The sequence below is a fragment of the Pseudothioclava arenosa genome (genome assembly GCF_002358085.1).
GTDB lineage: Bacteria > Pseudomonadota > Alphaproteobacteria > Rhodobacterales > Rhodobacteraceae > Pseudothioclava > Pseudothioclava arenosa.
The window spans coordinates 145,602-166,989 of the sequence record NZ_NTJD01000008.1 but is presented as its reverse complement, the minus strand read 5'-3'; the positions used below and the strand labels follow the sequence as shown (position 1 = coordinate 166,989).

The window sequence follows — 21,388 nt, the reverse complement described above, 5'->3', positions numbered from 1 at the left end:
CTCAGAGCCCTTCTCAAGCACAACAACCTGAAGATCAGGGGCGATCTGCTTCAACCGGATCGCCGCAGACAGACCCGAAGGACCCCCACCAACGATCACGACATCATATTCCATCGACTCGCGTGCGATATCCGACATGTCCCAAAATCCTCTGGCTGGGCGCGCAGCGATCCGCACGCCATTTGCGAAGTTTCGGGGGCTTGGTAGCTTACCTCGCGGAATGAAGCAATTGTGACGCGGCGACGCTGCGCAATATTGTTGCGCCCTGACGGCGCTCGGCCCGGCGCTTGAGAACCGCATTCAGCCCCAGCACCACTGCAACCGAGGCATAGCCGTCAATCGCGTAGTGATAGCCGCTATAGACCGACAAGAGGAGAATCGCCGCGAAGAAGGCGAACCCCAGCGGCGCGATCCATTTCGCGCGCTCGCTCAGGTACAGCGCCGTGATGAAGGCCACCGCGACATGCATCGAGGGGAAGGCCGAGATGCCCAGCCCCAGATCGACGCCGCCGCCTTCGTAGCGCGCCCAGAGCCGTTCCTGAATTGCGCCCATCGCCGACTCGCCCATGCCGCCAGCGCCCAGCGCCCCGGCAAGCGCCGCGAATCTCTCACCCCCGACCAGGCGGTCGTAATAGACCGGCCCGACCGACGAGCCTGCCAGTGCCAAGAGGTTGCCGACCACGAACCACGAGATGAAGAACAGCCAGACATAGCGCGTCATCCGCGCCTCGTCGGTCTCGGTTGCGACGACCACGATCGGGAAGGCGAAGGCCGGCAGCGCCCAGGCGTTGAGATAAACCGCATCGACCACCCGCCCCATCGTGGGGCTGTCGATCCAGTCGTGCAGCAGGCGCCACGGGTCCTGCCCCAGATGTAGCCAGCGATCGAACGACGCCAGCGCGGGGTCGGCGTAATAAGGCACGATCTCGGGGATGGCGTTTTTCATGAAGGAAAAGCCGATCGGCAAGAGCACCGAGGCGAGCGTCACGAAGATCAGCGGCGCCGTGCGCGCCGCCATCCGCCGCCAGCCGAAGGCCAAAAGCACCGCCACCAGCACCGGCGCCACGTAATAGCCCGCGCCGATCATCAGGTTCAGGCTGTGGATCGTGGTGCCCAGCGCCGCGCGCAGCAGGCGCGGGAAATCGTCATACAGAAAGGCCGCGAGCAGGAGCGACGCGACGAGATAAAGAAAGACAGCTCGAAAGACCTTGTTCATCAGGGTCCACCCGTTGTTATTGCTTTGCTTCTAGCCCTTGCTTGGGGCGAAAATGAGGCGCGAGGCTTGACTTCGGGGGGCCTTGCCGGATTAACAGCTTGAAACGGTAGAGTTGCCCGATCGAGCAGGCGGAGGGACGAGATGGAAAAGATTGCGATGACGCGCGCCGGGTATGAGGTGCTGGAGCAGGAACTCAAGGGCCTGAAGTCCGAAGAGCGTCCGGCCGTCATCAAGGCGATCGCCGAGGCCCGCGAACATGGCGACCTCTCGGAAAACGCCGAATATCACGCCGCACGCGAAAAGCAGAGCTTCATCGAGGGCCGCATCAAGGAGCTCGAATCGATCCTCAGCCGCGCCGAGGTGATCGACCCCGCGCGCCTCTCGGGCGCGATCAAGTTCGGCGCCACCGTCACGCTGGTGGACGAGGACACTGACGAAGAGCGCACCTATCAGATCGTCGGCGAGGCCGAGGCCGATCTGGAAAAGGGCCTGTTGAACATCAAATCGCCGCTCGCGCGCGCGCTGATCGGCAAGGACGAAGGTGACTCGGTCGAGGTGAACACCCCCGGCGGCGCCAAGTCCTATGAAATCCTTGCGGTGAAGTTCCTCTGACACCGCGCCACAAAGGGGCAGCTGACGCATGAGCTCCGACCGGCCAGACCCGAGATCCGGCCCCGCCGCGCAAGCGCCCGGCGGGCCGCGCGCGTCTGGCCCCGTATCGGGCGGAGGCGCCGAGCCGCGCCTGAGCCGGATCGAGGTGATCGCCCTGTCGCTGAGCGCGCTGTGGCTGGCGATGGTCGGGCTGTTCTACTGGATGATGCCGCCCGCCCCCGAGGGCAGCACGGGCGGGATGATGACCACGGTGATGGTGCTGGTCGCCATCGCCCTGCCGATCTCGATGATCTGGGTCGCCGCTGTCACCGCCCGCACCACCCGCGAGTTGCGCCACGAGGCCGCCAGCCTGCGCGCCTCGATCGAGGCGATGCGCGCGGCCTGGTCGAGCACGCAGGCGATGCGCGCGGGCCAGGCGGTCGAGCGCAAGCTCGACGAGATCGCCGCCGCCACCCGACAGGCCGAAACCACAATCGCCACTTTCGCCTCGCGCCGCGACGCAGGTGCGACGCAGCCCTCGGCCGATCGCAAGGCCGCGCTGATCGCCCCGAAACCCGCGGCCAGCGCCGATGAACAGCCCGCGCTCGCGCTTGGCACCCCCGCCGAGGCGCTGCGCCACCCGGTCTCGGTCGCCGATTTCATCCGCGCGCTGAACTTCCCCGATAATGCCGAGGACAAGGCCGGGTTCCATGCGCTGCGCAACGCGCTACAGGATCGCACCATGGCCAAGCTGATCCGCGCCGCGCAGGACGTGCTGAACCTGATCGCGCAGGACGGCATCTATATGGACGACCTGAAACCCGACCGCGCCCGCCCCGAGATCTGGCGCCGTTTCGCCACCGGCGAACGCGGCCGCGAGATCGCCGCGCTTGGCGGTATTCGCGACCGCTCCTCGATCGCGCTTTGCGCAGGCCGGATGCGCGGCGACACGGTGTTTCGCGACGCCGCCCACCATTTCCTGCGCCAGTTCGACAAGACCTTCAGCGAGTTCGAAAAGAACGCCTCCGACACCGAGATCGCCGAGCTGGCCGAAACCCGCACCGCGCGCGCCTTCATGCTGCTGGGCCGCGTGACTGGGATCTTCGACTAAGGCCGCGCGCCCAGGTCGCGCTGCATTACGCTCGCCCCGGCAAAACCGAAAAGTCGCCCCGAAAGGATCGGGCGGCGGCGCCGTTCAACCTGAAACCCCAGCCGGTCATAGAGCGCCCGCGCGCGCGGGTTTTCATCGACCACATCAAGGCGCAGATGGCTGAAGCCGCGCGCCTCGGCCTCGGCGCAGGCCGCCTCGATCAGCCGCGCACCGATACCCGCGCCGCGCCATTCGGGCGCGACCGCAACGCCATCGACCATCATCGCGCGCCGCTCGCCATCAAAGGCCAGCGAGGCGAGCGCGGCAAAGCGCCAGGCCCCGCCCCAGCGGCCATAGACCGCCTGCAAATCGCCCAACCCGCCGCCGACGAAGGTGCCCTGATGCGTGCGAAACCCGATGATGCCGATCAGCGCGCCATCGGGGCTGAGCGCGCTCACCGCATGGCTCTCGTCGATCACCTGCGCGATGAAGCGCAGCGCCAGCGGCTCGGGGCCGAGCACGCGACCGAGCTTGGCGCCAAAGGCCGCCCAGTAGAGCCGTGCGGCGGCGGCGCGATGCGCGGGCGCAAGGCCGGGGCGCAGTTGCACACTCATGGCGCGGCCCGCAGCCGCAGCTCCGCCGCGTCCAGATCGGCGGGCGTGTTGATATTGAAGAACGGATCGGGCGCAGCCGAGAAATCAACCGAGCGCGCGCCCGACAGCACCGCGCCCAGACGGCGCTCACCCTCGGCAAAAGCCTCGGCGATGCGCGGCGCCTCGGACACGGGCCAGAGCGCGACCGTTGGATGCCGCCGCCCGCCCGAGGCCGCGACAACGGGCAAATCCACACCCCGGTCGGCCAGACGCGCGACCAGATCGGCGGGCACGAAGGGCGTATCGACCGCCACCGTGACCAGCGCCTTGGCGCCTTGCGCCTCGGCCCAGCCAAGCCCAGCCATCAGCCCCGCCAGCGGCCCCTCCCCCATGAACCCGTCGCGCAGCACCGGCAGCCCCCAGGGCTCGAACCGCGCCGGGTTGCCATTGGCCGAGACCGCGATCGGGCCCAGCTGCGGCGCCAGCCGCGTCAGCACATGATCCACCAAAGGTCGCCCCATCAGCGGCAACAGCGCCTTGTCGATCCCGCCCATGCGGATCCCCCGCCCTCCGGCGAGGATCAGCCCGGCGATCTCTGATTGCGGCTCGGTCACATTGCCTCCGACACAAACATCTGCTTGGCGCACGGCACGCGCGCGGCCTATCTCTTACCTGTTCACCCGTACGAGACAAGCCCGAGCATGCCCGCACCGAACCCGATCAGCACCGCGTTCTGGCGCGGTTTCCGCCACGGACTGCCATTTTTGCTGGTAGTGGCGCCCTTTGGCCTGTTGTTTGGCGTGGCCGGGACCGAGGCCGGGCTGAACATGGCCGAGGTGATGGGATTCTCGATTCTGGTGATCGCGGGCGCCTCGCAATTCACCGCCGTGCAGCTGATGGTCGATCAGGCGCCGGTGCTGATGGTGCTTTTGACCTCGCTGGCGGTGAACCTGCGGATGGCGATGTATTCGGCCTCGCTCGCGCCGCATCTGGGCCCGGCGCCCAGCTGGCAAAAGGCGCTGGTGGCCTATTTCATGGTCGATCAGGCCTATGCACTGGCTGCAGCCGATTATGAGACCCGCCCCGAACAATCGCTGGCCGAGAAGCTGGCCTATTACGCGGGCGCCTGCGCCCCGGTCTGCCCGCAATGGTATGTGGCGACCTGGATCGGCGCCTGGGCCGGCGCGGCGATCCCGCCCGAATTCGCGCTGGATTTCGCGGTTCCGATCACCTTCCTCGCGATGATCGGACCGGGACTGCGCAGCCTCGCCCATGTCGCGGCCGCAAGCGTTTCGGTGGTCGTGGCGCTGGTGCTGGCGTTTCTGCCGGCGGGCACAGGGCTTTTGATCGCGGCGCTCGCGGCGATGATCACCGGCGCGCAGGTCGAGATCTGGGTCGCGCGGCGGAGGGCCATGGAATGACCGGTTATTCCCCGCTTGAAATCTGGATCATCATCATCGCGCTCGGCATCGGCACGTTCTTTTTGCGCTATTCGTTCCTTGGGATGATCGGCAAGCGGCAACTGCCCGAATGGGCGCTGCGCTACCTGCGTTATACGCCGGTGGCGGTTCTGCCGGGGCTGGTGGCGCCGCTCGTGCTCTGGCCCTCGGGAACCGGCGGAGAGCCCGACCCCGCGCGGCTCATGGCCGCGGCGGCGACGGTGCTGCTGGGATTGGTCACCCGCAACACGCTTTTTGGGATTATCGGCGGGTTGGCGACGCTCTATCTCGGGCTCTGGCTGGTCGGCTGAGCCCGAGACAGGATCACTCCGTAACCTGCTTGGCCGAGGCGGCCTGCGCCAGCGCATCGCCCGCAGGGCCGTAGACCGGCGTTTCGACCTGCACCAGAAGAACCCCGTGATGGTTGTCCGGGTCCTTGTCGTGATAGAGCCGCTCGCTCACCGTCGGCAGTTTCTCAAAGGCCCTCTTGATCTTGAGCGGATAATAGGTGCGCGGCACCGAGGCAAACTCGGGCAGGTCCTGCAGCACGCCGGACACCGCATTGGCGCACATCATCTTGGGCACCGCGCCATAGGCCTGCGCACGCGCGCGCAGAATCTCGGCGGTTTCCATGCTGACCGGCACGGTCTGCTCGATCACGTCATAGGTCTCGCGGGCGTGGTAATCGATGTAGAATTTGCGGAACCGCTCGGTGATGCCGTAATGCACGTCGTTCCGCTCGGGTACCCAGGGGTGATACCAGGTGCCGGCGGGGTCAAACATCACCCGCTGCGCGCCGTCGATCATCAGGCCCGAATGCGCGCCCTCGCCCGAGCGCTTCTTGATCACGGTATAAAGCGTGACCGTGGGTTCCTTGCCCGAGACATAGGCGGCTTTCTGCACGTCCTCGTCAGGAGCCCAGGTGGATTGTGCCCCACATGCCGCAAGCGTCAGCGGCAAAATCAGGCAGATGAGAAATCGGCGCATCTGCCTGATCTCCTCTGTTCAAACCGGTTTAAGGCTGTTCAGCCGTTCGCCAGAGCCAGAAAAACCAGAAAAACGAGGATTGCAACAAATCCCCAGGTCACGAATTTCATAAAACCCGCGAATGTCTTTTCCTGGCCACGGATATTCATCTTGCCCGGCTGATATTCGGCCATAGGCGCCTCCCTGTCGCTAAAGTCTCCCTGTTTAGGGGATAGCGCGGCTGCGACCTTCTGTCACGCCCCTTCCTGCATCTCGAAAGATTTCGCGAGGTGAAAGCCGATCCGGCGGGGAGGCTCGGATTCCTCGGCTTTCGGCTGGGCGATCAGCATCACGTTGAGCTGGCTGACATGCTGGATCAACTGCGTGCGCGCACCGATTTCATTGATCCCGTAGAAGGTCACGATATCGGGCGCGAAATAGCCGATGCCCTCGATCTGCAACACGCCCGCCTCGGCGCCGACCAGCCCCATCGCCACCTCTTCGTCGGCATTCAGCTGCTCTTCGAAATTCTGGATATAGAGGACCAACCGCTCATAGGCCCATTGCGCCTCGGATTTCTCTTCGATCGGCTCGCGCGCGAGTTCGGGCGGCAGCGGCAGAACCTCGGGGGTTTCGGGCGCATCGTCATTGCAATGCACGACGCGGGCGCGCGGCAGGGCCGAGGCCTCATGCGCTTCGGCGGTGGTGCGGATCTCGGTCATGTCAGGCTCCAGAGCCAGGCGCCGTCGTCGCGGCGGGTGCGGGTGACCTCCCCTTTGTGCCAGAGGTGATTGAGATGCGCTACCGCCTCGACCAGCGCGAGCCCATATTCGGCCTCGCCGATCGGGCGCTTGAACAGCGGCGGGAAGCACTCGCAGGCGGTGCGCGGGCTGTCGGACAGATGCGCGCTCAGGCGTTTCAGCGCGCCCTCGTGGTTGGAAATCATCTGGCGCAGGCGCAGCGGCAGCCCGGTGAAGGGCAGCTTGTGGCCGGGCAGAACCAGCTGCGCCTCGGTGGCGAAAGGCTGGAAATCGCGCGCCGAGTCGAGCCAGTCCGTCACCGGGTCCGCGCCCGGCTCAGTGGCGTAAACACCCAGATTGGCCGAGATCGAGGGCAGCAGCTGATCGCCGCCGATCACCAGATCGCCCTCTTCCGACCAGAGCGTCGCGTGATCGGGCGCGTGGCCATGGCCGATCCGCACCACCCAGCGCCGCCCGCCCATCTCGATTACGTCACCCTCGTCGATGCGGCGAAAGCCCAGCGGCAGCGGGTGCACGCAATCGGCAAAGTTGAAGGGGCGTTCCGTCGCGCGCCGCGCCAGCAGATCCGGGTCCATGCCCGCCGAACGCCAATAGTCGATCGTCTCGGCCACCGGCACCGGCTGCGCATCAAGCTGCAGCATCCGCGCGAAAAGCCAGCTGGTGCGGGTGCACCAAAGCTCTGCGCCCTGCGCCTGCAGCCAGCCCGCCAGCCCGATGTGGTCGGGGTGGTAATGGGTGACGATCACCCGCCCCACCGGCTTGCCCGCCATAGGGCCATCGAGCGCCGCCTGCAGCGCCGCGCGACATTTCGGAGTGTCGATGCCCGGATCGATCAGCGTCCAGCTCTCGCCCTCGTCGAAGGCGAAGCAATTGACGTGGTCGAGCGCCATCGGCAGTGGCAGCCTCAGCCAGAGCACGCCCGGCGCGACCTCTTGCGCCGCGCCATGCTCGGGCGCGCCGTCCCAGGGGTAGCGCAGACCGCCCTTGACGCTCATGCGCTCAGGTCTTCGACGCTCAGCGCATAGAGCCCCTCGGCCCCTTCCCGCGCTTCGGCCAGGGCGGCGGCATATTGCGGCAGCAAGCGACGGATATAGACCGCAGCCAGCTTCTCGCGCGCCGAGCCCTTGCCCGCCGCGATCGCCGCGCGCAGGTGGTAATGCGCCCCCAGAACCCGCGCGAAGGCGCGCAAGAAGGGCACCGCGCCCGCGAACCGGTCCTGCGTGTCCGACCCCACCATCGCCTCGGTCGCCTCACGCAGCGACTCGGCCGCCTGCCAGACATCCTCGGCCAGATCGGGCAGGCTGGCGCGGGCGGCCTTGGCCTCGTCCTCTACCTCTTGCAGCAGACGGAAGGCCGCCTTGCCGCCATCCATCATCTTGCGCCCGACAAGGTCCATCGCCTGAATGCCGTTCGTGCCCTCGTAAATCGCGGTCACGCGCACGTCGCGGTAATATTGCGCGGCGCCGGTTTCCTCGATGAAGCCCATGCCGCCATGCACTTGAATGCCCTGCTCGGCCACCCACATGCCGATGTCGGTGCCATAGGCCTTGGCGATCGGCGTCAGCAGCGCGGCGCGCGCGGCCCAGTCGGCCTCGCCGGTGGCGCGCCCCATGTCCAGCGCCACCGCGCAGGCCAGCGCGATCGAGCGCGCGGCAAAGATCTCGGCCTTCATCTCGGCCAGCATCCGGCGCACGTCGGCATGTTCGATGATCGGCGCGAATTGCACGCGGTCCTGCGCGTATTCGAGTGCCTTCTGATAAGCGCCCTCGGCGATGCCGATGCCCTGCACGCCCACGGCCAGACGCGCGTTGTTCATCATCGTGAACATCGCGGCCATGCCCTTGCCCTCTTCGCCGACCAGCCAGCCGGTCGCGCCTTCGAAGCTCATCACGCAGGTGGGCGAGCCGTGCAGGCCCATCTTGTGTTCCAGCGACACCACCTTGAGGCTGTTCGCCACGCCCGGGTTGCCGTTTTCATCCGGGATCAGCTTGGGCACCATGAACAGGCTGATGCCACGGGTGCCGGGCGCCGCGTCGGGCAGGCGCGCCAGAACGAGGTGGCAGATGTTCTCGGTCACGTCCGAATCGCCCCAGGAGATAAAGATCTTCTGGCCGGTCACCGCATAGGTGCCATCGCCCTTGGGCTCCGCCTTGGTGCGCAGCGCACCCACGTCCGATCCCGCCTGCGGTTCGGTCAGGTTCATCGTGCCCGACCATTCGCCCGAAATCAGCTTGGGCAGGTAGGTTTCCTTGAGTTCATCCGAGGCGTGATGCTCCAGCGCCTCGATCTGGCCCTGCGTCAGAAGCGGGTTCAGTTGCAGCGCAAGGTTCGCCCCCGACATCATGTCGTTCACCGCGACGCAGACGGTCTGCGGCAGGCCCATGCCGCCGAATTCCTGCCCGGCCGCCACCGCGACCCAGCCGCCCTCGGCGATCTGCTGATAGGCCTCCTTGAAGCCCGGCGAGGAGCGCACCACGCCGTTTTCCAGCTTGGCCGGATGCAGGTCGCCATTGCGCAGCAACGGCGCCATCACCTCGTCGCAGAGCCGCCCGGCCTCGACCAGCACCGCCTCGACCGTCTCGCCAGTGGCCTCGGCGAACATCTCGGTCGCCGACAGCGGCGCGATCGGGGTGACGTGATCGAGGATGAATTTGATCTCCGCGCTCGGCGAACGGTACGGCATGGTTTACTCCCTTCCCTCGCGCGGCTTGGCAAATCAGCGCCCCGCGCGTATGTCCTGAAACTTGCGGCCAAGGTAACCCGAGGTCAGGCCGTATCAATACCAACGCTGCGTCACGAAAAGCCAATGAATAACGAGACCGAACGTCTGCCCGCCGATGCGGCAGGGATCGCGCGAGCGGCAGAGTTGCTGCGCGCCGGAGGCCTCGTCGCTTTTCCGACCGAGACAGTCTATGGTCTGGGCGGTGATGCGCGCAACGACCGCGCCGTCGCCGGGATTTACGCGGCCAAGGGGCGGCCGCAGTTCAACCCGCTGATCGTGCATGTCGCCGATCTCGCGATGGCCGAGCGGTTCGCGGTATTTTCGGATCAGGCGCGCGATATCGCGCAGGCGTTCTGGCCCGGTCCGCTGACGCTGGTCTTGCCGCTGCGCCCCGAGGCGGGAATTTCCGATCTGGTAACGGCGGGGCTTGAGTCCGTGGCAATCCGCCTGCCCGCGCATCCGGTCGCGCGCGCGCTGCTGACGGCCTTCGGCGGGCCGCTGGCCGCGCCCTCCGCCAACCCTTCGGGCAAGATCAGCCCGACGCGGGCCGAGCATGTGATGGACGGGCTTTCGGGCAAGATCGCGGGTGTGGTTGATGGCGGCGCCTGCGCGGTCGGGGTGGAATCGACGATCCTGTCGCTCGATCCGCCGCGGCTGTTGCGGCCGGGCGGCATTCCGGCCGAAGCGCTGGAAGAGGCGCTGCGCCAGCCCCTGGAAGCCGGGGGCGATGCGGCCAAACCCAATGCGCCGGGGCAACTGACATCGCATTACGCGCCGGGCGCGGGGGTGCGCCTTGAGGCGACCGAGGCCCGCGCGGGCGAGGTCTGGATCGGGTTCGGACCGGACACGGCCGGGGCCGATCTGAACCTCTCGGCCAGCGGCGATCTGGTCGAGGCGGCGGCGGCCCTGTTTGCCACGCTCCGCGCCGCCGACAGGCTCGCGCAAGAGCGCGGCGCAAGCGTGATCGCGGTGGCGCCGATCCCGGAAAAGGGCCTTGGCCGCGCGATCAACGACCGGCTGCGCCGGGCCGCAGCCCCGCGCGGCTGAACCGCCAGAGGGGGCTCTGCCCCCGCCTGCGGCCCCCCGGGATATTTATCGCAAAATGAAGGGGTCAGGCGTGGCCCGCAGAGGCCGAGAGCGTGCGCGGGTCGATCCCCATCGCTTCGAGCGCGCGCATCCATTTCGTCTGATAATCGCCATCGAGCGCGAGCCCGGCATCGCCCTCGGCGATGAGCCAGCCGTTGTCGAGGATCTCGCGATCGAGCTGCCCCGGCCCCCAGCCCGAATAGCCCAGCGCGAAGAGCGAGCGTTCGGGGCCAAGCCCCACCGCGATGTCTTCGAGGATGTCGCGCGTCGCGGTCATCGCCAGTTCGGGCGAGACGCTCATCGCCTCGCGCGAACCGCGCCAGTCGGGCGAATGCAGGACAAAGCCGCGCCCGGTCTCGACCGGGCCGCCGAACAGGATCGGGCGTTTTTCGGGGCGGTCGGAGGCGGTGGTGGTGATGCCGAGCTGTTCCAGCAAGTCGCCGAAATGCGGCGCGGGCAGCGGCTTGTTCACGATCAGCCCCATCGTGCCCTCGGGCGAATGCGCGCAGACCAGAACCACCGAATGCTCGAAGCGCGGGTCGCCCATGCCGGGCATGGCGATCAGAAGCTTGCCGGTCAGATCGAGTGCACCTTGGGACATGGCCTCTCCGTTCCGGCCCGTCGTGGGCCCTTCTTCTAACCTGTGTCCTGCGCGCGAAAGGTTCAAGCCCCGTTGCAGCAAGCGCACAGTTTCGTCAGCACGCGCGTTTGTGACTTTGCCCAAGTGGGGTACGCGGAGTATCGCAAATCTATGAAGCGACTCGTCATGACCCCTCTTATCCCGGCTTTTGCCCTTTTTGCCCTCGCGCCTTTCGCCGTTCAGGCGGATGAGGCAATGATGCCGCGCCTTCCGCTGCCCAAAGGCATGGAAGAGGCCGAGGTGATCGAGGGCTGGCGCACGCCCGAGGGCGCGCGGATCGCCGCGATCCGGATCCTGCTGGATGAAGGCTGGAAGACCTATTGGCGCAGCCCCGGCGAGGCGGGCATTCCGCCGCAATTCGACTTTACCGCCTCTGAGAATGTGGCGGGCGTCGAAGTGCTCTGGCCCCGCCCCGAAGTGTTCGAGCAAAACGGGATGCGCACGCTGGGCTATCACGACGAGGTGGTGCTGCCGCTGGCGATCACGCCCACCGACCCCGAGCGCCCGGTGAACCTCGCGATCGACCTCGACTTCGGGATCTGCCAGGAAATCTGCGTGCCGGTCTCGGTGGCGGTTTCGGCCGAGCTCGACGGGCCCGATGAGGCCGCCCCCGCGATCGAGGCCGCGCTGACGGCCCAGCCGCGACTGAGCGACATCAACGCACAATGCATCGTCGAGCCGATCGCGGACGGGATGCGGGTGACCGCGCGGATGCCGGTGCCGGCTTCGGGCGCGGAGCCTGTCGCGGTGTTCGAACTTGACCACCCCGGCATCTGGGTCTCAGAGGCGCAGACCCATCGCGAAGGCGACACGCTGGTCAGCATGGCCGAATTCGTGCCCGGCGACGGTCAGCCCTTCCCGCTTGATGCCGAGAAGCTGCGCATCACCCTGTTCGAAGGCGGCGACGCGCTGGAACTGGACGGCTGCGAAGACTGACCCGGCAGGCCCGCGTCAGAGCGCGGGCGGGCGGTGGCGCACATGGCCCGCCAGCACACGCGGCGCCAGAAGCCCTGCCCCGAGCACGACCAGCGCCGCGATCCCGGCAAAGCTCAGGAACGCCATCCCGGCCCCCTCGCCCTGCACGATCGCGCGCCCGAGCGTCGCGGCGAATGCCAGCGCGATCAGCGCCGCGGCACCGCCAAGGATGCGGTTCAGCCCGGGCACGCGCAGCCCGTGGCGCATCGCCTGCACCTGACGCGCGAAATCGAGCTGGATCGCCAAGAGCGCCGGCACCACCACCAGCACGATCACCATGCCAAAGCCCAGCCCGTAGACCAGCGTGATGACGGTGGATTTCAGGAACAGCGCCTGCGAGCTTTGCTCATAGAGCAAGGGCGCGAGCCCCAGCACCGTGGTCAGCGTCGTCAGCATCACCGGGCGCAGACGGTCGGCCACCGCATCGACGATCGCCGGGATCAGCCCGCGCTTGACCGCATACTCATCGACCGTGGAAATCAGCACGATCGCATCGTTGATGATGATCCCCGACATGCCGATGCCGCCCACCACGGCAAACATCGACAGCGGCATATCCCACAGGTAATGGCCCCAGATCGCGCCGATCAGCCCGAAGGGGATGACAGACATCACCACAATCGGGCGCGTCCAGCTGGCGAAAATCCAGGCCAGAACGATGTAGATGCCGACAAGGCACATCACGAGCCCCATCACTGCATCGCCCACGAATTCGCGCTCCTGCTCGGCGGCGCCCGACATCTGCCAGACCACGCCATGCTCTTCGGCGATGCGGGGCAGGATTTCCTCGTCCAGGAGCCGCAGGATTTCATTGGCGCGCGCCGGGTCGTCCTCTGAGATATCGCCCGTCACCGCCACCAGCCGCAGCCCGTTTTCGCGCCGGATCGTCGAGAAGCCGGTCTCCGAGCGGATCGTCACGATATCGGCCAACGGCACCCATTCGCCGCCCGGCGTGCGCATCTGCATACGCTCCATGAAATCGGCGGCGCGCTCGGTCTCGGGGGCCTCGACCTCGATCGTCGCGGTGCGCACGCCATCGGGGAAGGAGGCCGCCTCGATCCCGTTCAGCCGCGCGCGCAGATCGGCGCCGAGGCTGTCGATGTCAAAGCCCAGCGCGGCGCCCTGCGCGGTCAGATCGAGGATCAGCTCTTCCTTGTCATAGGCGAGGTTATCCTCGACCGCCGAGACCTCGGGGAACCCGGCCAGCTCGGTCTTCAGCGCCTCGGCCGCCTCTTTCAGCGTGCGGCTCTCGGCGCCGGTGAATTGCACCGAAATCCCGTCCGACGAGGGCCCCATGCGGAAGCCGCGGAAGCTCAGTTCCTCCAGAAGCGGATGGCGCGCGGTCTCCTGTTGCAGCCGCGAAATGAATTCTGAACTGGAATAGGGCCGGTAATCGGAATCGATCAGCTCGATCGAGATCCCGCCCAAGAGGTCAGTATCCTTGCTGTCGGCCGAGGCCAGCGCGCGCGCGATCGAGCCGCCGATCTGCCCGATCGCATATTCGACCGGGTTGGTGCCATATTCGGCCTCGTATTCCCCGCCGACCTTGTCCACCGCCGTCTGCAGCGCGCGCATCATCGCCTCGGTGTCAGAGCGCTCGGCCCCGGCCAGCATCGCGAAGGCGCCGGTTACGGTGCTTTGCTCGGGCGGGTTGAAAAAGCGCCACTGCACCTTGCCCGACACCACGAAAGCCGCCTGCGACAGCAACAGCGCGATCACCCCCGCCAGCACCGGATAGCGCCCCGCGATCACCAGCCGCGTCAGCGGACGCATCAGGTTCTGGCGCACCCATTCCAGCCCGCGGTTCACCTGCCGCGAAGGCCAGTCGTACCACTTGTTATCCGCCGCATGCGACAGCGCGTGCGACATGTGATTGGGCAGGATCAGGAAGCATTCGATCAGCGAGGCCGACAGCACCGCGATCACCGTCAGCGGGATGTCATAGACCATGTTGCCCATGCGCCCGCCGATCACCAGCAGCCCGCCAAAGGCGATCACCGTGGTCAGCGTCGAGGCGAAGACCGGCGCCGCCATCCGCCGCGCCCCCTCTTCGGCAGCGATCACCGGATGCTCGCCCAGAGAACGCGCGCGAAAATCGGCGTGCTCGCCGACCACGATCGCGTCATCGACGACGATCCCCAACGTCAGGATCAGCGCGAAAAGCGAGATCATGTTGATGGTGATGCCCGAGAAATACATCACCGCCACCGCCGCCGCCATCGAGGTGGGAATGCCCATCGCCACCCAGAAGGCGGTCCTCGCATTGAGGAACATGAACAACAGCAAGAGCACCAGCCCAAGCCCCATCACCCCGTTGCCGAAGAGCAATTCAAGCCGCTGGGTGATCGCCTCGGAGCGGGTGCGCACCAGCTCGATCGTGGTGCCGCCGGGCAGCGTCGGGCGCATCTCGTCGATGACCTCCTCGACCTTGCCCTGCAGCGCGATCGCATCGCCCTTGGCCGAACGCGCCACGTTGATCACCATCGCCGGATGGTCGCCGACGTAATAAGCCCGGTCACGCTGCGCGCCCTCGACACGCACGCGCGCCACGTCGCCCACCGTCAGCGGCGCGCCATCGGCCTCGGAGCGGATCACCAGGTCGCGGATCTCGCGCGCGTCGCGGCGCTCTTCGCCGGTGCGCACGCGCGCCGCGCCGCCGGCCACATCCCCCGCCGGGTTGGTCGAAGCCTCGGCCGCGATGACATTTGCGATCTCGCGCATCGTCACATCATGGGCGATCATCTTGACGGTCGGTACCTCGACCACGGTCTGCGGCGCGGCGATGCCCTGAACGGTGGTCCGCGTGACCCCCTCGGCGTAAAGCCGCACCACGAGTTCGTCAGCCAGACGCCCCAGCTGCTCGGGCGCGATCGGCCCGGTGATCACCACATCGGTCACCGTGTCGCGCCAGACGCCGCGCGTGACCTCGGGCTCTTCGGCGCCATCAGGCAGGTCACCCGCCAGCGCGATCGCGTTCTCCACGTCATCGACCGCGCGGCCCATATCCCAGCCCGGCTCGAATTCGAGCGTCATCCGCGCCCGGCCCTCGGTCGCGCGGCTTTCCGAGGCATCCACCCCCTCGACCGCGATCAGTGAGGGCTCCAGCACCTGCACGATGCCCCGATCGACATCCTCGGCGCCCGCGCCCTCCCAGACGACCGAAATCTCGACCTCTTCGACCACGTCATCGGGAAAGAACTGCGCGCGCAGCTTGGGCGCAAAGACGGCCCCCGCGCAGAGCAGCACCACCAGCACGATATTCGCCAGCGTCGCATGGCGGGTGAACAGCCCGATCAGCCCGCGCGCGGGCGGCAGGTTGGCGTGGCGTTCGGCAAGCAGCTTGCGCAGACCCATCTCAGCCCCCGATCCGGGATTCGAGACGTTCCACGACCTCGGCGGGCACCTCGTCCTGCGCGAGCTGCGACAAGAGCCGGTCACGCGCCTCGGCGGGCATCCGGGTATTGCCCTCGACAAAGGCGATCAGCCGGGCGCGGCGCTCGGGATCGAGCCGGATCGTCTGCGGCGCGGCCAGCGCCGAGGCCTCGGCGCCGCGCAACGGGCGCAGGCGGATGCCCTCGCCCAGAAGCGGCGTGCGCTCCGCCACGATCTCGGTGCCCGCGGGCAGATCGGCGCGGATCAGGAGCCGGTCGCCCTGACGGCGCAGCACCTCGACAGGCGCCTCGGTAAGGCGGTTTTCTTCGGCCAGAACCAAGACCCGGCCGCTCGCGTCCACAGCCGAAGCGGCGACTTCGGCCACGCGCTCCAGCGCCGGCTCGTCAAGGCGCAGCGTCACGAAATCGCCCGGGCGCAGCACCCCCGCGCCCTCGGTCACGCGGGCATAAAGCATCCGCCCGGTCACGCCCTCTTCGACGGCAGCCCCCGCGCGCACCAGCGTCGCACGCGCCGGGATCTCGACGCCCTCAGTCTCCAGCAGCACCTCGACGGGTGCCGTGACCAACTGCCCGTTCGCATCCAGCAGCCGCGAGAATTGCGCGGTCGAGACCCGGAAGGCGACTTCCAGCGCAGCAGGATCGATCAGGTCGGCCAGTTTCTCATTGCTCGACACGAGCCCGCCGCGCACCGCCGTCACGCCCGACAAATGGCCCGAAAACTCGGCACGGATCTCGGTTTCGGCCAGCTCCCGTTCGGCTTCGGTCAACGCGATCGCGGCACGGCGCAGCGCGTTTTCCGCCTGATCGCGTGCGGCCTCGGCAGAGGACAGCGCCGAACGCTTGGTCAGCACGGCCTGACGCGCCGAAGACAACGACAGTTCGGCGGCTTCGGTATCGGTGGCCTTGCCCAGACCCCGGTCATTCAGCGCCAGCTGCCGGTCGAGCGCCTTTTGCCGCAGCGCCAATTGCGCCTCGGCGGCGGCCAGATCGTCGGCGGCAATCGCCAGCGTGCGCCCGGCCAGCGCCAGCGCGGCCTCGGATTCGGCACGCGCCGCCTCGGCGGTGGCACGCGCGGCCTCGGCCTCGGCGGGGTCAAGCTGCACCAGAAGCGTGCCTTCATCGACCACGCCACCTTCGACGAACTCGGGCGCAAGCGCCACGATCGTGCCCGCCCGCGTCGCACGCAGCTCAAGTTGGCGCAGCCCGGTGACCTGGCCATAGGCGGTGAGCTTCGGCACCCGCGTGCCATACTCCAGCGCGACCACCTGCGCGGCAAAGACCCGCTCGCGCGCCATCTGCGCCCCCGGCGCCCCGGCGGCCCGCTCGGCCACGGCCGAACGAATGGCAAAGGCGCCCAGCGCCAGAAGCCCGAGGGTCAAGGCCAGAAGGAACAGCCCGGTCAGGCTTCGGGTCAGAAATCGCATGGCTCGGTCCTTGCTGCCGGAACTCCGGCGGTGGCGTCGCGTCATCGTTAGATTAGCGCAGCTTGAGGGGGCGCCAAGCTGTTTACGGCGCGGGGCATGGCATTCCTACGCGGCGAAGGGTCGCTTCCGGCGTCCCTCACGGAAAATTCATGCCGGAGGGGGCGTTCAGCCGCCCGCCAGCCGCGCCTTGAGCGACAAGAGGTCGGCCCAGGCTTCACGCTTGGCGGCAGAGTTGCGCAACAGATAGGCCGGGTGCGTCATCGGCAAGGCGGGTCGGCCAAAGGCCTCGGCCCAGTGCCCCCGCAGCCGCAAGATCCCGCGCTTGCCCAAGGCCGCGTCGCAAGCCGCATTGCCCATCAGCACGATCAGATCGGGCGCGGCCAGCTCGACATGGCGCGCAAGGAAGGGCTTCAGCATCACCAGCTCGGCGGGCTCCGGATCGCGATTGCCCGGCGGGCGCCAGGGCAGCGTGTTGGTGATGTAAAACGCGCCGCCCGGATCGGGGGCGCTGCGCGCAAGTCCAATGGCAGCAAACATCTTGTCCAGAAGCTGCCCCGCGCGCCCGACAAAAGGCTTGCCTTGCAGATCCTCGTCGCGCCCGGGCGCCTCGCCGATGATCATCACCCGCGCGCCCGGATTGCCATCGGCGAAAACGGTGTTCTTGGCGCCCTTCTTCAGCGCGCAAAGGTCAAACGCCTCGAGCGCGGCGCGCAGCTCTTCGAGCGTGGCGGCACCCGCAGCCGCCTGCCGCGCCACGGCGACCGGATCGGGGCCTTCGGGTGCCATCTGCATCGCCGCAAGACGCTCGGGACGTGCGGCGTGTTCGGGCGCAGGCTCGACGGCGGGCGTCGCAAGTTTCGGCGCGGCCAGCTTTTCCGGCAGGGCAAAGCAATCGACCGGCATGTCACCAATCGCCTCGTCCGCACCCATCTCGGCCTGCCATTGCAGAATGGCAAGGGCGGCGAAATCGTCGAAATCTTCAGGCGGTCGAGTCTGCATGGCGCCAAGCTAAGCGGTGCGGCGCGCGCCGTCCAGCCGCGCTTTGGACGCTGGACGCGCCCGCCCCCTTTTGCGATAAGCGGTCCCGGACAACATTCGGAGGCGAGGACGATGGCATTCCGCGCAAGGCACCTTCTGGGGATCGAACATCTCACGCAGGAGGATATCCGCACTGTCCTCGATCTGGCCGACAAATACGTGGACCTGAACCGCCGCACGGTAAAGAAAACCGATGCGCTGGCGGGGATGACGCAGATCAACATGTTCTTTGAAAACTCGACGCGCACGCAGGCAAGCTTCGAGCTGGCGGGCAAGCGGCTCGGGGCCGACGTGATGAACATGTCGATGGCGACCAGTTCCGTGAAAAAGGGCGAGACGCTGATCGACACCGCGCTGACGCTGAACGCGATGCATCCCGATCTGCTGGTGGTGCGCCACCAGAACTCGGGCGCGGTGGACCTTTTGGCGCAAAAGGTGAATTGCGCCGTCATCAACGCGGGCGACGGCAAGCACGAACACCCGACGCAGGCGCTCTTGGATGCACTGACGATCCGGCGCGAAAAGGGCCGCATTCAGCGGCTCACGGTCGCGATCTGTGGCGATGTCGCGCATAGCCGCGTGGCGCGCTCGAACCTGATCTTGCTGAACAAGATGGAGAACCGCGTGCGCCTGATCGGGCCGCCGACGCTGATGCCCTCGGGGATCGGGGAATTCGGCTGCGAGGTCTATGAAGACATGCGCGAGGGCCTTGAGGGCGCCGATGTGGTGATGATGCTGCGCCTCCAGAAAGAGCGGATGGACGGCGGCTTCATTCCGTCTGAGCGCGAATATTTCCACCGCTACGGGCTCGATGCCGAAAAGCTCGCCTATGCCAAGGACGACGCGATCGTGATGCACCCCGGCCCGATGAACCGTGGCGTGGAAATCGACGGTTCGATCGCCGATGACATCAACCGTTCGGTGATCCAGGAGCAGGTCGAGATGGGCGTCGCCGTGCGTATGGCCGTGATGGACCTTCTGGCGCAAAACCTGCGCACCGAGCGCGGCCGCGCGCTGGTGGAGGGCACCTATGTCTGAGATCAAGCGCGATGAAGTGCTGAACTACCGCCCCGGCCTTGAAAGCGAATTGCCGCTGGAAGAGGGCGAGGCCGTCGAGGCCGTGTTCCTGCCCGACCGCGACCGTTACTGGAAGGATCACGCGATCCTTGGGCTGATCGGCTCGGCGCTGGTGGCGGTGGTGCTGTTGTTCATGGAGCAGCCCGGCCAGATCGCCATCGCCACGATTGCGATCCTCGTCGGCATGGGGCTGCGCGGGCTGTATTTCCGCTCCGAGGTCTTTGCCCGGCGCTGGCAGCTGACGGATCGCCGCCTGATCGGGCCGCAGGGACGGCAGGCGATGCTTCTGGAAATCACCACCGTGCGTCGGCTGATGGGCGATGTGCAGATCGTCACCAAATCCGGCGCCAAGCACCTGATCCGCCACCTCGCCGACAGCGCTGGCGTGGTCGCGCAGATCGAAGCGGCGCGCCGCGCCCGGGCGAGGACCGTCGAATGACCGAAGAACCGCGCGACCCGAACACCCCGCCGCCGCTGCACCCCGAGGCGCGCAAGCCCGACGATTTCGCCGAGGCGCCCGTCGTGCTCGAAGAGCCGGGCCCCGCGCCCGAGAGTTTCCAGCAGGGCAAGCGCTGGACGCAGGAGACCTCGGCCGCGACCGCCCCTGCGCTGGATGCAGACTGGGAAGGCCGCGTGCCGCCCGGCGAAACCGTGCTCTGGCAGGGCAAGGCGCTGCCGCGCGGGTCGCTGAGCGGCAAGAAATCCGACCTGCCGATGTGGATCTTCATCGGCATCGCCGTCTTCGTGGCGGGCAAGTCGGGCGAAGGCATGGCCGCGCTGATCCCGCTGGCGATGGCGGGCTTCGTATTTTACAAGATGCAGCAACGCCGCAAGGGCGACCGCAAGAGCCTCAGCACCGGCTATCTGCTGACCGATCGCGCCGCCTATATCCGCCGCGGCTCTGCCGTCGAACGCCATGAAATCACGCCGCACCTGCGCCTTGCGCTGGCGCCGCGCGGGGTGATGTTCGCGGTGCGCACCATCGCCGGGCGCGATGACGAGCGCGACATACCCTATGGCTTCGACAATCTCGATCCGGCCGAAGCCGAAACCGTCTATTCCATGATGCTCGACCTCAAGAAAGGGATCCGATGACCCTGTTCCTGCATGACGCCCGCCTGATCGACCCCGAGGCGCTGACCGAGACGCGCGGCAACGTGGTGATCGACAATGGCATCATCGCCGCGATCGGCCAGATGCAGGCCCCCGCCGATGCCGAGGTGATCGAATGTGGCGGCAAATGCCTCGCGCCCGGGATCGTGGACTGGGGCGTCAAGATCGGCGAGCCGGGCGAGCGCCACAAGGAAAGTTTCCGCTCGGTCGCGCAGGCGGCGGCGGCGGGCGGGGTCACCACCGTGATCGCGCGCCCCGATACCGCACCTGCGATCGACACGCCCGAGACGCTCGAATTCGTCACCCGCCGCGCCGCGCAGGCGCCGGTGCGCATCCTGCACATGGCGGCGCTGACCAAGGGCCGCGAAGGCCGCGAGATGACTGAGATCGGGTTCCTGCGCGATGCGGGCGCCGTGGCCTTCACCGATTGCGACCATGTCACCACCTCGACCAAGGTCCTGACCCGCGCGATGACCTATGCGCGCGCTCTGGGCGCACTGATCGTCAGCCACCCGCAAGAGCCGGGGCTGTCGGCGGGGGCCTCGGTCACCTCGGGCAAATTCGCGACGCTGCGCGGCCTGCCCGGCGTCTCGCCGATGGCCGAGCGGATGGGCCTTGAGCGTGACCTCGCGCTGGTCGAGATGACCGGCGTCGCCTATCACGCCGACCAGATCACCACCGCCCACAGCCTGCCCGCGCTGACGCGCGCCAAGGCGGCGGGACTGAATGTGACGGCGGGGATCTCGATCCATCACCTCACGCTGAACGAGTTCGACGTGGGCGATTACCGTACCTTCTTCAAATTCACCCCGCCCCTGCGCTCCGAAGCGGACCGGCTGGCGATGGTGGCGGCGGTGGCCGAGGGCACGATCGACGTGATCTGTTCGCTGCACACGCCAGCCGATGAGGAATCGAAACGCCTGCCCTTCGAAGAGGCGGATGCGGGCGCGGTGGGGCTGGAAACGCTCCTGCCGGCGGCGATGCGGCTTTACCATGCCGAGCAAATCGGCCTGCCCGAGCTGTTCCGCGCGCTTTCGCTGAACCCCGCCAAACGGCTTGGCCTGCCGCAAGGGCGCCTGGCCGAAGGCGCGCCCGCGGATCTCGTGCTGTTCGACCCCGAGGCGCCCTTCGTGCTTGATCGCTGGACATTGCAGTCGAAATCGAAGAACACCCCCTTCGACGGCGCCCGGATGCAGGGGCGCGTGCTGGCCACCTTCGTGGCGGGCCAGAAGGTTTACAACTACGACACCTAACGGGGCGAGGGC

Annotated in this window: 23 protein-coding genes; 10 read left to right on the top strand and 13 right to left on the bottom strand. The window is 67.3% G+C overall.

Annotated elements, in window-relative coordinates:
• Both CLN94_RS11505 and CLN94_RS11500 read right to left on the bottom strand, forming a co-directional pair.
• Window positions 1-138: FAD-dependent oxidoreductase (locus CLN94_RS11505; RefSeq protein WP_143598916.1), on the bottom strand; the 138-nt coding region annotated here is incomplete at its 3' end.
• 70 nt (window positions 139-208) lie between these two features.
• Window positions 209-1,216, bottom strand: coding sequence for a phosphatase PAP2 family protein (locus CLN94_RS11500; protein WP_096434088.1), 1,008 nt, complete (start codon window positions 1,214-1,216; stop codon window positions 209-211).
• Window positions 1,217-1,357: 141 nt separating this feature from the next.
• On the opposite strand from CLN94_RS11500, the gene greA reads away from it, so the two are divergent.
• Both greA and CLN94_RS11490 read left to right on the top strand, forming a co-directional pair.
• On the top strand, window positions 1,358-1,828 hold the full coding sequence (gene greA, locus CLN94_RS11495) for a transcription elongation factor GreA (protein WP_096434087.1): 471 nt from the start codon (window positions 1,358-1,360) through the stop codon (window positions 1,826-1,828).
• A gap of 28 nt (window positions 1,829-1,856) precedes the next feature.
• Window positions 1,857-2,918 (top strand): hypothetical protein, encoded by a 1,062-nt coding sequence (locus tag CLN94_RS11490; RefSeq protein ID WP_179300299.1) that lies wholly within the window; start codon window positions 1,857-1,859, stop codon window positions 2,916-2,918.
• Here the strand turns inward: CLN94_RS11490 and CLN94_RS11485 are convergent.
• Window positions 2,915-3,511 (bottom strand): GNAT family N-acetyltransferase, encoded by a 597-nt coding sequence (locus CLN94_RS11485; protein WP_245845209.1) that lies wholly within the window; start codon window positions 3,509-3,511, stop codon window positions 2,915-2,917. The two genes, CLN94_RS11490 and CLN94_RS11485, sit on opposite strands and share 4 nt — an antisense overlap.
• Complete coding sequence (gene mobA / locus CLN94_RS11480; protein WP_143598915.1) at window positions 3,508-4,104, bottom strand: molybdenum cofactor guanylyltransferase MobA; 597 nt, start codon at window positions 4,102-4,104, stop codon at window positions 3,508-3,510. The genes CLN94_RS11485 and mobA overlap by 4 nt, the downstream gene beginning before the upstream one ends.
• Window positions 4,105-4,191: 87 nt before the next feature.
• Here mobA and CLN94_RS11475 point away from each other — a divergent pair, with 87 nt between their 5' ends.
• Both CLN94_RS11475 and CLN94_RS11470 read left to right on the top strand, forming a co-directional pair.
• The gene (locus CLN94_RS11475) at window positions 4,192-4,911 is read left to right on the top strand and encodes an AzlC family ABC transporter permease (RefSeq protein WP_096434086.1); all 720 of its coding nucleotides are present in this window, start codon (window positions 4,192-4,194) and stop codon (window positions 4,909-4,911) included.
• Complete coding sequence (locus CLN94_RS11470; protein ID WP_096434085.1) at window positions 4,908-5,240, top strand: AzlD domain-containing protein; 333 nt, start codon at window positions 4,908-4,910, stop codon at window positions 5,238-5,240. The genes CLN94_RS11475 and CLN94_RS11470 overlap by 4 nt, the downstream gene beginning before the upstream one ends.
• Before the next feature lie 13 nt (window positions 5,241-5,253).
• On the opposite strand, the gene CLN94_RS11465 is transcribed toward CLN94_RS11470, so the two are convergent.
• Genes CLN94_RS11465 through CLN94_RS11445 form a run of 5 tightly spaced genes read right to left on the bottom strand, consistent with a single transcriptional unit; the run spans window position 5,254 to window position 9,339 of the window.
• Entirely contained in the window at window positions 5,254-5,916 is a 663-nt protein-coding gene (locus CLN94_RS11465) for a hypothetical protein (protein WP_096434084.1), read from the bottom strand.
• A 38-nt stretch (window positions 5,917-5,954) separates the two neighbouring features.
• On the bottom strand, window positions 5,955-6,089 hold the full coding sequence (locus tag CLN94_RS11460; RefSeq protein WP_096434083.1) for an aa3-type cytochrome c oxidase subunit IV: 135 nt from the start codon (window positions 6,087-6,089) through the stop codon (window positions 5,955-5,957).
• A 60-nt stretch (window positions 6,090-6,149) separates the two neighbouring features.
• Window positions 6,150-6,617 (bottom strand): DUF6173 family protein, encoded by a 468-nt coding sequence (locus CLN94_RS11455; protein WP_096434082.1) that lies wholly within the window; start codon window positions 6,615-6,617, stop codon window positions 6,150-6,152.
• Complete coding sequence (locus tag CLN94_RS11450; RefSeq protein ID WP_096434081.1) at window positions 6,614-7,651, bottom strand: MBL fold metallo-hydrolase; 1,038 nt, start codon at window positions 7,649-7,651, stop codon at window positions 6,614-6,616. The genes CLN94_RS11455 and CLN94_RS11450 overlap by 4 nt, the downstream gene beginning before the upstream one ends.
• The gene (locus tag CLN94_RS11445) at window positions 7,648-9,339 is read right to left on the bottom strand and encodes an acyl-CoA dehydrogenase family protein (RefSeq protein WP_096434080.1); all 1,692 of its coding nucleotides are present in this window, start codon (window positions 9,337-9,339) and stop codon (window positions 7,648-7,650) included. Before CLN94_RS11445 ends, CLN94_RS11450 begins: the two co-directional genes overlap by 4 nt.
• Window positions 9,340-9,462: 123 nt before the next feature.
• Here CLN94_RS11445 and CLN94_RS11440 point away from each other — a divergent pair, with 123 nt between their 5' ends.
• Window positions 9,463-10,425: an L-threonylcarbamoyladenylate synthase gene (locus CLN94_RS11440; protein ID WP_096434079.1), complete on the top strand. Its 963-nt coding sequence runs from the start codon at window positions 9,463-9,465 to the stop codon at window positions 10,423-10,425.
• A gap of 64 nt (window positions 10,426-10,489) precedes the next feature.
• Here CLN94_RS11440 and CLN94_RS11435 read toward each other — a convergent pair whose 3' ends face one another.
• Entirely contained in the window at window positions 10,490-11,065 is a 576-nt protein-coding gene (locus CLN94_RS11435; RefSeq protein WP_096434078.1) for a YqgE/AlgH family protein, read from the bottom strand.
• A 234-nt stretch (window positions 11,066-11,299) separates the two neighbouring features.
• Here CLN94_RS11435 and CLN94_RS11430 point away from each other — a divergent pair, with 234 nt between their 5' ends.
• Complete coding sequence (locus tag CLN94_RS11430) at window positions 11,300-12,040, top strand: protein-disulfide reductase DsbD domain-containing protein (protein ID WP_096434097.1); 741 nt, start codon at window positions 11,300-11,302, stop codon at window positions 12,038-12,040.
• A gap of 15 nt (window positions 12,041-12,055) precedes the next feature.
• Here CLN94_RS11430 and CLN94_RS11425 read toward each other — a convergent pair whose 3' ends face one another.
• From CLN94_RS11425 to CLN94_RS11415, 3 genes are all read right to left on the bottom strand, one after another.
• Window positions 12,056-15,433: an efflux RND transporter permease subunit gene (locus CLN94_RS11425; RefSeq protein WP_096434077.1), complete on the bottom strand. Its 3,378-nt coding sequence runs from the start codon at window positions 15,431-15,433 to the stop codon at window positions 12,056-12,058.
• 1 nt (window position 15,434) lies between these two features.
• On the bottom strand, window positions 15,435-16,895 hold the full coding sequence (locus CLN94_RS11420) for an efflux RND transporter periplasmic adaptor subunit (RefSeq protein ID WP_096434076.1): 1,461 nt from the start codon (window positions 16,893-16,895) through the stop codon (window positions 15,435-15,437).
• A gap of 165 nt (window positions 16,896-17,060) precedes the next feature.
• Window positions 17,061-17,894, bottom strand: coding sequence for a uracil-DNA glycosylase (locus CLN94_RS11415; RefSeq protein ID WP_096434075.1), 834 nt, complete (start codon window positions 17,892-17,894; stop codon window positions 17,061-17,063).
• Window positions 17,895-18,005: 111 nt separating this feature from the next.
• Between CLN94_RS11415 and CLN94_RS11410 the strand changes: the two genes are divergently transcribed.
• The 4 genes from CLN94_RS11410 to pyrC are packed head-to-tail and all read left to right on the top strand — an operon-like array spanning window position 18,006 to window position 21,376.
• A complete protein-coding gene (locus tag CLN94_RS11410; protein ID WP_096434074.1) occupies window positions 18,006-18,971 on the top strand; it encodes an aspartate carbamoyltransferase catalytic subunit in 966 nt (321 codons plus the stop codon).
• Window positions 18,964-19,449, top strand: a complete 486-nt coding sequence (locus tag CLN94_RS11405) for a hypothetical protein (protein ID WP_096434073.1) — start codon at window positions 18,964-18,966, stop codon at window positions 19,447-19,449. Before CLN94_RS11410 ends, CLN94_RS11405 begins: the two co-directional genes overlap by 8 nt.
• Complete coding sequence (locus CLN94_RS11400) at window positions 19,446-20,105, top strand: hypothetical protein (protein WP_096434072.1); 660 nt, start codon at window positions 19,446-19,448, stop codon at window positions 20,103-20,105. Before CLN94_RS11405 ends, CLN94_RS11400 begins: the two co-directional genes overlap by 4 nt.
• Window positions 20,102-21,376 (top strand): dihydroorotase, encoded by a 1,275-nt coding sequence (gene pyrC / locus CLN94_RS11395; protein ID WP_096434071.1) that lies wholly within the window; start codon window positions 20,102-20,104, stop codon window positions 21,374-21,376. Before CLN94_RS11400 ends, pyrC begins: the two co-directional genes overlap by 4 nt.
• Window positions 21,377-21,388 lie beyond the last annotated feature (12 nt).